Below are 11,005 nucleotides of genomic sequence, written 5' to 3'. Positions count from 1 at the left end.
GCTGTTTAAATTCATTAAAGCTAGAGCGATAGGGTAATAGCTCTAGCTTGGCATACTGGCAGGATCAGTCAATAGCTAAAAAAGATCCTTAGAAAATAATTTGTCTTGGTGAATAGTTACGATAGATTTAACAATTATTGAGTAAATTTTGAACCAATTGCGCTATTTTAAAGCCTATTGCCAAATGTTGGATATCATCAAAATGAATCCCATCACCATCTGTTATGCTAATGAACGAGTTAAAATCAATAAAAGCGCACTTATTATTAGCTGCAACGCTTTTAAATGCACTAGAGAGCTTTGTTGCTTTTGTATCAGCCTCTTCATAAATACGTGAATACTGCCCGGTAATTCTTATTTTAGGTGGGCTAGCAATAATAATCTTAGGGGATTTTAAAGTACTACCTTGCTGATAATAAAAGTGTATTGAGTTAATTAAATCATTCAAGCCATCTGCTATTAAACTAGGTGTTAAATTAAAACGTTTTTTAAGATCGTTTGTACCAAGAGCTATAATAATAAAGTCGAGATCATGCTTATCCAAATAAGGTTTTAAATAGCTAACACCATTGAGCACAACGTCAAACGGGGGATTATGCACTAACGTGCGATTAGGTTGCCCTGCCTCTATTACGTTAAAACCACACCCTAAGTTTTTATTTAAAAGTGATGTCCAACGGGTATTTTCATCAAAACGTTTACCCGTTACAGGGTTTAAGCCCCATGTATTTGAATCCCCAAAGCAGAGAATATTTTTTATTATTTGAGTCATTAAAATGGATTGAGCGTATAGCCTTGCTGTTGAAGTTGTGCGTGAGCGGTCATAGCTGAAAGCGACATCTTTACACCCTCAATTAAAAGCGCTGGCGTTACTTTAAAGTGAGTAGCAGATTGCCCGCAAACATACACTTTAGTGTTGTTTTCTAGTAGCTGCTCAATTAACGCTTGATTTTTATTGTCAACGTTAAAGCGTTTTTTATATTCGCTATTAGCTAACACATCAACACTTGCGCTGCCGTGCACAACTAATGCAAGTTGTATGTTTTCAGGCTTTACGCCATGCGCTAAATGCATGTTAATAAAACGCGCTAGCGAATTTATTGAATTATTTTGCGCGCCTTTTTCAGCGCCATCAGCAACATCAAATGCTATTTTAAATACCGTAGCGTCATTAATTTCATCATGCTCGGGTACATTGTAATAATTACCATCCCCCTTAATTGGTTGCTCTGTTGCATATATTAAAGGGCTAAAAAGCAGCACTAACAATAGTAAATATTTCATAAAACAATCCTGTGTTTTTTAAGATTATTACTAAACTACCAGAGACAACCAAAAAAGGCTGCAATTTAAGCAACCTTTTGGGTACTTTTATGGCTGTGGTTAATAAACTGCATACCTAAATAACTAAACGTATTTTTAAACTGCTCTACAAAACAGGCGGGGGCTTCACTTGATGACGCATTAGAAAGCACTGAAAAATGCTTACTACGTAAACTACGAAGCTTAGGTTTTAATGCTTCATCGTCCATATAATCGGTTATTCTATCGATAAATAATTTCATTTGTACCGTGGTGCTTTATCAATAAACAGGAGACGCGAACACCCAATGATCATATTTTAAAAGTGCTTCAAACACAGCGTAAAAATCATCATTTTTATAGTTTTTGTTATAGCAGTACGGCGCAATTTTATAATCATCTAAGCATATTACACGCACATTATTTTGCTCTGCAAATCCATTAACGTGCGCCTGTGTATTACCATTTTTGCGTGCGCTTGAATAAATAATAACAGTGCTACGCTCAAGTTTTTGTTGCATTTAGTTAGCTCCTTTTTTAATGTTGAAAGAAGCTTAAAACCTCAAGTTATATTGAGGTCAAACGGAAAATAAAAATAATGCCAATAGATCAAAAAAAACTAACTGAGGCCAACTTAACCGTGGGTTATGTAGCAAAGCGTAGCGGCGTAAAAGTATCAACCCTGCATTTTTATGAAACCAAAGGACTAATACGTAGCTGGCGAAATGGCGGCAATCAACGCCGCTATAAAAAAGATGTACTGCGCCGTATAGCGGTAATAAAAGCCGCACAAGCAATGGGAATAACCCTTGATGAAATTAAACAAACACTGGCAACATTACCTGATCAGCGCACACCCACGCAAAAAGATTGGGCAGCCCTTTCAAAGCAATGGCAAGCACAGCTGGACGAGCGAATAGCGTATATGCAGCGTTTGCGAGACAAGGTAGACAGCTGCATAGGATGTGGCTGTTTATCACTGAAAAGCTGCCCTATTTATAATAAAGACGACCATTTAGGCAAAACACAAAACGGTGCAGTATTTTTAAATTCAAAGGTTGAAAGTATTTTTCAAGAATGACCTTTGTTATATATTTAAAATAAAAACTAATTAGCCATAACTTAGTATTATCAATTTTATATATACCAATATACTTACCTCATGAGCAAAACATAGCTTTTCTAGCACAGAATTCTTATTTGCTTTAACTGTTAAATGAGGAAGAGCCATGGCTGCTTGTTTTATTTTTAATCACAAAGTAATCAATTGAAACCTTTAACGGTTTTGATATGGGGATTTTAGTAGTTGTGCACTTAAAGTATAATTACTAAAGATTCATTACCCACTCTCCTTAGGAAATGAGTAAAGTTTACGTCTGCATGTACATGCAGGTCGAAACGTAAAAAAGTATATTCAATACGGATAGTAGCATTGCAACTGGTTAATTTTTAAGTATTCTTGTGCGCTTAAAAAGGTCGATCATAAAGAGCTCAAAAGTACTGGTTTTTGGTTAAATCAATTTTTTATGGTTATTTCTACCGTATTTGGTGTTTATTTGGCTGCTCAAAGCGGTTTAGAACAAGCGCTTAAGTTCGATTCATTTAGCAAAATGGAAGATAACTACTATTTGCGTACATCGCTCTATGACGAAGTTAATGATAACGCAAATACGGTAGCTAAGTATGCAGAACGCTTAGCGAAGAGCCCGCCAAAATCAGAAATGGAATTTTTTAAACCCACACTTGAGCAGTACATATGGAAAACCATGCAGTTTTCGCCTACTACGCTTGAAACACCAAGTGAATTTTTGACTAAAATACGTCGGTTTTATTCTCGAGCTGATTTTATCATTAATGCCGCAATAGAAAGAAAAATGTCTGCTAAGCAGGCTTCTATCGAATTAGCAAAAATAACAGACTCAATTAAAACTCAAACGCTACCCGCACTAAAAATAGCGCTAAACCATTAAAAATGGAATTACAGCAGAATGACATTTCTGTTGGTTCGTTAAAGGAGCTAGAAAATGCCAACTAAGAGCTGCCCACATTGTAAAGACCATCCATTAGAAGTAACCAATTATCAAGGCGAAGAAATAGATATTTGCTGTGAATGCGGTGGCTTATGGTTCGAAAAAAATGAAGTAAATCGGATGATTTCCGAAATAAATGAAGGCCCTGAAGGTGATAAATTTGAAACTCACTTTGGTGAACTATTAGGAATTTCTGAGCTTGACTGCCCTGATTGTAAAAAAAGCTTGGAACGTTTTCACTTACTTGAGGCTTTTCATACCGAAATAGATGTTTGTAGACACTGCGATGGCACATGGATTGATAAAGATGAGCTTGAAAGTGTTGAAAATAGCCCTGAAATAAAAGCGAGTTTAGGCGAGCTAAATCAAAAAGTAAGTTGGAAAACTTACTTGTTCCAATTTTTAACGCAAATGCCTGTTGAATATAATATTCAGCCACAAAAGACCCCCTGGGTAACTCGCGGTCTTATTGTCTTAAACACACTGATTTTTGCACTTTACTTTTTAAACCCGAGCTCATTTAGCTACGTCATTGATAACTTTGCCATGACACCTGCAGATTTAAGTAAAGGTAATGAGCTATGGACTGTATTAACTTGCGTATTTTTACATGGTTCCATAATGTATCTAGTTGGCAATATGTACTTTTTATATATCGTTGGCGATAACTTAGAAGATGTTTTAGGACACAAGCGCTTTTTGTTATGGTACTTGGCCTGTGGTCTACTCGCATCATTTGCTAGCTACATTGTAAACCCTATGTCGAATATTCCAGGCATGGGTGCCAGTGGTGCGATAGCCGGTTTATTTGGCATGTATCTGATGTGGTTTAGGCACGCAAGCCTTACTTTTATGTTTGTAATTTATCAGAAGAAACTTTCTGCGGTATGGTTTTTTGCTATTTGATTAGGATTTAACATTTTTGGTGCAGTAACAGGCCCTGATGACATTGATTATGGTGCACATATTGGTGGCTTTATAGCTGGACTAATTATTGGTTATATTTTGAAAAGTAAAATATTAGAGCAAAACCCTATAATTCGTTTACTAAACCAAAAAGAAGCACAGTTAAAACGTTAATCATCATATTAAAGCCACTAATAGATGAACATTAGTGGCTTTATCAAACTTCTCACTAATTTCTATAACTTATACCAATCCGCAATAATACTTAATCATTTTGTGGGGCTAAACGTGTCGCTACCTGCGTTAAAAAACTCTCATTTAGAACAACTAAATAGCGAATTTTTTGCCTAGCTATCAACACGTTTTTCAGCCCTCAAAATAGACCACTTAATTAAGCGAATTGGTATTACAACGCGTATAAACTGTATAAAATTGACCCGTATTTTTTATCGGTATATCGTACGTTGTAGCCTCTTCACCAAGCTCGCATTCAAAGTTATTTAATATATCAGATAGCAGTGCTTGCTCTTCGGTGAACTGTATTGTGGTATACCACAAGATTGAATCTTCATCTTTTTTGTTTCCAATATAAATACTCTGTAGCAAAGAGCTATTAAAAAACATGTTTGAAGGCTTTGAACTACGTATTGTTTTATTATCGAAATAAAAGTAACCATTGTTATCACTTATGGCTTCATCAATATAAGTATCACCGTAAATCAGCTCTCTTGTTACTTTAACGCCCTGTTGGGGCTCACCATTATTTAATAGTCTGCCTTTTACAGGCAACGACAACGTAACGTTTTGTTTATTAAAAAACCCAAACATGTCTGCACATCCTTGCAATGGTATTAATAAAAATAAAATAAGCGTTAAGGTCACGCCAGCCGATCTTGTATTAGTCATAAAAAGTCCTTTTCCTATTTATACTTTAACCTAACAATAAATCTGGAAAATAAATAGCGATAATACTGCATCCTACATTAATTAAAATACATAACCACAACATCACTATAAAACGTCGCTTTTGCGATTTATGGCGAAGTAATTGTTGAGCAAGTAATGCCCCCGGCCATCCTCCAAATAATGCAAGTAGTTGCAGTGTGCGCTCTGGCGTACGATTTACTTTTTTATGTGAAGAGCGCTTAGCTTGTCGCTTATCCCACGCGTACATTAAAAAAGTGATAGCACTTAATACACTTATATAACCAGGTACATATATTGGTATATAAACAGGTAAGTATTGCAGTAGGTAAGCCAGCCAAATGGCGGCTAAATAAAGTAATGAGAATGTGATTAATATTTTCTTTATCAATTAATTATCGCCTATACTTGGCATTGGTATTACAAAAACAAGAGCCAAATTATGACATATTTTAAAGCGATATTCTTAGTCTTATGCTTATCAACATTTAATAGCTATGCATCCGATACATTCACCAACCTTGATAAAGAACTTGCCGTATTTAAGCCCTATTTAGGAACTTGGCAGGCTGACTTTAAAGTACCTGAAGGTGCTAAAAAAATACAAGATGTTGGCCGTTGGGAGCGTGCTTTAAACGGTAAAGCGATACATACCAAGCACTCTATTAATGAAGGTGAGTATGGCGGCGAGTCGATGATTTTTTACGACAGTAAAAAAGAGTCTTTGGTATTTTACTATTTCACAACCGCAGGATTTTATACTAAAGGGGCTATGAAAGTCCTCAGCCCCACTCAATTTGTAGCTTATGAAGATGTAACTGGTAGCCAAGATGATATTACAAAGGTTAAATCAATGAGTGAACTAAAAGACGATAAATTTATTGTATCGACCTCTTATTTAAAAAAGGGTGAGTGGACAAAGCCCGAACAACGTATTTATACACGCAGTACAAAAACGGTTAAGTTTAAATAGCTGTGATTTAAAAGCACAAAAGGCAGCCTAGGCTGCCTTTTGTCATTTATAAAACCGTATTTATTTTACGTATTTTTTAAATGGCGCGTCTACTGGTGTATCAGCAAGGTGATTAGTGTAGTTGCTCATTACTTTTTGAGACAAGCCTACAATAATTTCAAGTAGCTGTTGCTTAGCGTAACCTGCGGCAAAGAATTTTTCGATTTGCTCATCGCTGATCACGCCACGTTCACGTGTCATTGCAAGTGTAGTTTCACGAAGAGTTTCTAGCTTAGGGTTTTCAAGTGGTGTTTTGTTAACAAGTGCGTCAACAATACCTTGATCTACCTTCATTGCCGCTGCAATACCACTGTGAGCAGGAACACAGTAATGACAGTCGTGCTCTACGTTAATTGATTGCCATACTACTGTTAGCTCTTCTGCGTTGAATGATGTTTTTTGAAACAACTCATGCAGTACTTGGTAACCTTTAAGTAATGTTGGTGCTTCAGCCATTACTGCATGTAAGTTAGGAAGCATACCAAATGCTGCTACTGAATCAGCTAGTAACGGTTTTGCTTCTTCTGGTGCGTTTTCTTGAGTGTATAAAGTAAATTCGGCCATGGTTAGCTCCTAATAATTAATAGTTTTAAGTAACTTCGAGACACATAGCATTTGATTTTGAGCGACTGTTCAAGTTAAAATTGAGCAAATGTTCAAATTAATTGAGAATGATATGGCTAATAAGGTTAAATTTGAACGCGATAATGTAGTTCGCGTTGCTAGCCAGCTATTTTGGCAAAAAGGTTTTCATGCAACCTCAACGCGTGACTTACAAGAAGCCGTTAATATGCGCCCCGGTAGTATTTACTCTGCGTTTGGCTCTAAAGAAGGTCTATACTGCGAATCGCTGAAAGATTACACAGTACAAATGAAAACCCAAATAGAGGGGTTTTTATCAAGTGCCGATACAGTACTTGGTGGATTACGTGCGTTTGTTGAAAACGTGGTAATTAAAACAAAAGATTACAGCCCAAGCGCTATTTGTATGCTGGTTAAAGCAAACAGCGAGTTTGCAGAAAAAGACTCAAACCTATACGAGTTAAGCTTAGATTTAACAGCTCAATTTGAAGCTTATTTAACGCAGTTGTTTACACAAGCAATAAACAAAGGTGAGTTAAGTAATACGTTGACCGCTGTTGAATATGCGCGCTTTTTTCAGGTGCAATTTACAGGTTTACGCGGTTATTTTAATCGTCCTAATGTAGAGCAATTTGCTGAGCCAATGATCAACCAAATGTTTATGTTGATTAAAAAGTTATAAATAGCAGTTATCGCGCATTCTCAACAAGTTATACTTATTTTACTAAATAAAAATGGCCAGTATTAACTGGCCATTTTTTTGTGCTTAAAACTTAATTTATAAGTTACGTTTTAAGCTTATTTAGCTCATTATCTTGCTGGGCAACAAGTGCATTAAGCGCTTCGCTGCTATCCCCTGCTTGTGTAGATAAGTCAGCAAGTTGCGATGCGGCATCAGATATAAGCGTTAAATTACGGTTTATTTCTTCAGTCACTAAGCTTTGCTCTTCGGCAGCGGTGGCAATATGTGTAATTTGATTGGTTATTTCATCAACTTTAACTACAACACTGTGCAGAGCATCAAAAGCTACAGATGTTTCATCAACGGCATTTTGTGCACGTACTACGCCTTTTTCAATAACGGTAGATGCGTTACCTACTTCAGATAGTAAACTATCAATTAACTGGCTTATGTCATCTGTTGATGAACGCGTTTTAGAAGCAAGTGCACGTACTTCATCAGCAACAACGGCAAAGCCTCGCCCATGCTCACCAGCGCGCGCAGCTTCAATGGCTGCGTTAAGTGCAAGTAAGTTTGTTTGTTCTGAAATAGTACGAATTACATCTAATATTTGCGTAATGTCTTTACTACGCGAAGCGACTTTTTCAACTGCTTGGTTGGCTTCTTTAATTTCTTCAGACATCGTTTTAACTTCTGTCATCGCTGACGATAAGCTCGACTCACTACTTACTACCAAGCTATTTATTTCATCGGCTTGTTGGGCTGATTGCTCTGATGCTCTGGCGACTTCGAGTGCTGTTGCGCTCATTTCGTTCATAGCCGTTACCACACTTTCAATTTCTTGAAATTGAGATTGAACATTATGCTTAGTATCAATAGCGATGTGTTGTGCTATTTCGCCTTGCTGTTTAGTTTGCTCAGACACCGCTTTTAGTTCAGAAATTAAATCACGTAGTTTTGCTAAAAATCGATTAAACCCACCAGCTAATGCAATAAGTTCTGCGTGGCTATCAACATGCAATGTATGCGTTAAATCACCCTCAGAACTTGCGAGGTTATCAACCCGCTGTTGAATTTGTTGTAGCGGCGCTATTACACCTGCAATTACTAATTTCATAATAACAAAAGCAACCACAGCAATTATTAAGCCTGTAATTAAAATAATAAACCCGAGTGATGCTGCTGTTTCTTGCATGTTTTTTTCTAGCGCTTCAGGCCCTGCAAGTGCTAGGTCTGTAGGTACTTCTATGATTAATGACCACTGAGTGTTTGCTAGTTTTATATCAATTGGATAATTTACTAAATATTCACTATTTGTTTTAAAAATACCGCTTTGCCCTTTAGACTTTTCAATATCATTAAATATAGTAGAACTAACAGCCTCTTTAATTGGGCGCCCTAATTTAGATTTATAATGACTGCTGCCTACAACTAAACCTAAATCACTTAATAAGGTTACTTTAGCTTGACCATTGTAAAGCTGCTTAGAAAGCTGCTCAGTCATTACTTGAAAGGTTGGTAGAGTTAAATCAACGCCTGCTAAACCAATAAACTGGCCTGACTTTAAAATAGGCACGGTTAACGAAGTTAGCATTACCGAATCGCCCGATGGGATTTCGTATAAATACGGTTCCATAATACAAGGCTTAAGTGTGTCTTTTGCGCACAAATACCACTGCGCTTCGCGAATACCAAACTCATTAAGCGTTGTTATGTATTTATCGGCGGCATTCGCTACTTTTTGTTGTTCAATTATGCCTTTTTGATCGCGAGTTATGTATACCTCTAACGTACCAGCACTATCTACTGAATGCTTATACCCTTGTTGATATTGAGAGTCTTGCCCATCAAAAGCGTTTGGTTCAAATTGAGAATAAATAGATGATAAGAGAGTGTTTTGTTCTAAAACCGCTTTATTTATACTGACAACTGTATCTCGGTCTAAAGTGCTTTGTTTTGCTGCATCGCCAAGTAATGCCGCTAATGAATAAGGAACACGGTAAGCTTCATTAATAAAGCCAGCAATTTTTTCTCCGTATCCAGCCGCATGAGCATTAAGCTTTTCTTCTACTTCTACAATAATGTACTCTTCGGATTTGGTCGCTAACTGCTTATTACTTGATGATAACTGCCACCACAAAATGCCTGATAGCACTAGTACAGTTATAAATATACTACCGACACTTAGCCAGAGTAACTTTTTTGCTAACGATATTTCTCGCATTCATCACACCCTTTAAATTAAAACTACTGATACAGTTTAGTAGATCTAATCAATGAAGCTATGAATATCGTTAAACAAATTGAATTTAATACAATACGTTGAGTTTTTTAAAGTTTAGCCAAACGTGCCGTTGTAATTGAGGCTGCAATTAATAAACATACACTTACCCATAAACACGCACTAAGCCCATATACTTGAAAAACCCAGCCAGAAAGCACCGTACCAAGCAAACGCCCTATCGCATTGGCCATATAATAAAAGCCAACGTCGAGCGACACCCCATCGTTTTTAGCAAAACTTACTATTAAGTAACTATGCAGCGATGAATTTACAGCAAATACACCACCAAAAATAAGTAAGCCGATTACAAGCGTAAAATGTACCGCTACATCAAATTGCATCAACAACGCTAAAATGCCAGTTACGCCACTTAATAGAGCAACCCACCAATACGCTTTTTTGACTGAATGTGAGTTTGAATCACTTTGCCCTGTTATACGCGGTGCTTGCGACTGCACCAATCCATACGCAATTACCCACAAAGCCATAAAGCCGCTTACCCACCAATGATCCCAGTTAAACTGAGCGGCTAAGTAAACCGGCAATGCAACCACAAACCATACATCGCGCGCCGCAAATAAGCATAAACGCGCTGCGCTAAGTAAGTTAATTGCCCGCGATTTAGAAAATAATTCTTTAAACTTAGGTTTGTTTTTAGCTTTACCAATATCGCCTTTTAAAAAAATTAAACTAATAACCCACGCAACACTAAGTAAAATAATTAGACTTATTAATGCCCCCACAAAACCAAATACAGTTAGTAATAAGCCGCCTAAAAAAAAGCCCACCCCTTTTAAAGCATTTTTAGAGCCCGTAAGTATGGCAATCCATTTATATAATTGGCTTTGCCCTGCATTGTTTTGCGGTACTAAATACTTAATGGCGCTCTTTGCACTCATTTTATTTAAGTCTTTTGCTATGCCACTCAGTGCTTGCGCTGCCATAACATAGGCAACGGTTAGCCAATCCCCAGGCACGCAAAGCATAGCTAAAGCTACAAGCTGCAGCCCAAGCCCTACATTCATGGTTTTGTTTAACCCTAAATATGCCCCAAGCCATCCACCTACTAAATTGGTGATTACGCCAAAAATTTCATAAAACAAAAACAACATGGCTATCGCAAATGCGCCATATCCCAACTGATGAAAGTACAGCACCACCAGCATGCGCAGTGCACCATCAGTTAAAGTAAATGCCCAGTAATTACCGGTAATTATTAAATATTGTTTTATAGAACTTGGTAAATTAGCTAACTCCGCAAGCATGAATTTAAACCTTTTTAA

General features: G+C 37.0%; 11 protein-coding genes and 2 pseudogenes. 5 read left to right on the top strand and 8 right to left on the bottom strand.

Annotated features, from left to right (window positions below; all coding sequences use genetic code 11):
* Positions 1–127: 127 nt before the first annotated feature.
* The 3 genes and pseudogenes from I6F10_RS16675 to I6F10_RS16665 all read right to left on the bottom strand — a co-directional run bounded on the left by I6F10_RS16675 (position 128) and on the right by I6F10_RS16665 (position 1,823).
* A complete protein-coding gene (locus I6F10_RS16675; protein WP_165744450.1) occupies positions 128–763 on the bottom strand; it encodes an SGNH/GDSL hydrolase family protein in 636 nt (211 codons plus the stop codon).
* A gap of 8 nt (positions 764–771) precedes the next feature.
* The gene (locus tag I6F10_RS16670; protein WP_165744426.1) at positions 772–1,284 is read right to left on the bottom strand and encodes a DsrE family protein; all 513 of its coding nucleotides are present in this window, start codon (positions 1,282–1,284) and stop codon (positions 772–774) included.
* Positions 1,285–1,349: 65 nt separating this feature from the next.
* Positions 1,350–1,823 (bottom strand): annotated as a pseudogene (locus I6F10_RS16665) (flavodoxin family protein).
* Between the two features lie 77 nt (positions 1,824–1,900).
* On the opposite strand from I6F10_RS16665, the gene soxR reads away from it, so the two are divergent.
* From soxR to I6F10_RS16650, 3 genes and pseudogenes are all read left to right on the top strand, one after another.
* Positions 1,901–2,383: a redox-sensitive transcriptional activator SoxR gene (gene soxR, locus I6F10_RS16660; protein WP_165744427.1), complete on the top strand. Its 483-nt coding sequence runs from the start codon at positions 1,901–1,903 to the stop codon at positions 2,381–2,383.
* Between the two features lie 445 nt (positions 2,384–2,828).
* On the top strand, positions 2,829–3,272 hold the full coding sequence (locus I6F10_RS16655; protein WP_231619991.1) for a hypothetical protein: 444 nt from the start codon (positions 2,829–2,831) through the stop codon (positions 3,270–3,272).
* A 54-nt stretch (positions 3,273–3,326) separates the two neighbouring features.
* Positions 3,327–4,412, top strand: a pseudogene (locus tag I6F10_RS16650) (rhomboid family intramembrane serine protease).
* Between the two features lie 213 nt (positions 4,413–4,625).
* Here I6F10_RS16650 and I6F10_RS16645 read toward each other — a convergent pair.
* A complete protein-coding gene (locus tag I6F10_RS16645; RefSeq protein WP_231619990.1) occupies positions 4,626–5,144 on the bottom strand; it encodes a transthyretin-like family protein in 519 nt (172 codons plus the stop codon).
* Positions 5,145–5,169: 25 nt separating this feature from the next.
* Positions 5,170–5,553, bottom strand: coding sequence for a DUF1294 domain-containing protein (locus I6F10_RS16640; protein ID WP_165744428.1), 384 nt, complete (start codon positions 5,551–5,553; stop codon positions 5,170–5,172).
* Between the two features lie 51 nt (positions 5,554–5,604).
* Between I6F10_RS16640 and I6F10_RS16635 the strand changes: the two genes are divergently transcribed.
* On the top strand, positions 5,605–6,135 hold the full coding sequence (locus I6F10_RS16635) for a hypothetical protein (RefSeq protein WP_165744429.1): 531 nt from the start codon (positions 5,605–5,607) through the stop codon (positions 6,133–6,135).
* Positions 6,136–6,195: 60 nt separating this feature from the next.
* Here I6F10_RS16635 and I6F10_RS16630 read toward each other — a convergent pair whose 3' ends face one another.
* Positions 6,196–6,738 (bottom strand): carboxymuconolactone decarboxylase family protein, encoded by a 543-nt coding sequence (locus I6F10_RS16630; protein ID WP_004334524.1) that lies wholly within the window; start codon positions 6,736–6,738, stop codon positions 6,196–6,198.
* Between the two features lie 112 nt (positions 6,739–6,850).
* Between I6F10_RS16630 and I6F10_RS16625 the strand changes: the two genes are divergently transcribed.
* Entirely contained in the window at positions 6,851–7,438 is a 588-nt protein-coding gene (locus I6F10_RS16625; RefSeq protein ID WP_165744430.1) for a TetR/AcrR family transcriptional regulator, read from the top strand.
* 103 nt (positions 7,439–7,541) lie between these two features.
* On the opposite strand, the gene I6F10_RS16620 is transcribed toward I6F10_RS16625, so the two are convergent.
* Both I6F10_RS16620 and arsJ read right to left on the bottom strand, forming a co-directional pair.
* On the bottom strand, positions 7,542–9,662 hold the full coding sequence (locus tag I6F10_RS16620) for a methyl-accepting chemotaxis protein (protein ID WP_165744431.1): 2,121 nt from the start codon (positions 9,660–9,662) through the stop codon (positions 7,542–7,544).
* Between the two features lie 107 nt (positions 9,663–9,769).
* Positions 9,770–10,987 (bottom strand): organoarsenical effux MFS transporter ArsJ, encoded by a 1,218-nt coding sequence (gene arsJ, locus I6F10_RS16615; protein ID WP_165744432.1) that lies wholly within the window; start codon positions 10,985–10,987, stop codon positions 9,770–9,772.
* Between the last annotated feature and the right edge of the window lie 18 nt (positions 10,988–11,005).

The sequence above is a fragment of the Pseudoalteromonas sp. SWYJZ98 genome (assembly GCF_015864495.1).
GTDB classification, from domain to species: domain Bacteria; phylum Pseudomonadota; class Gammaproteobacteria; order Enterobacterales; family Alteromonadaceae; genus Pseudoalteromonas; species Pseudoalteromonas distincta.
This window is presented reverse-complemented; position numbering and strand designations above follow the sequence as displayed.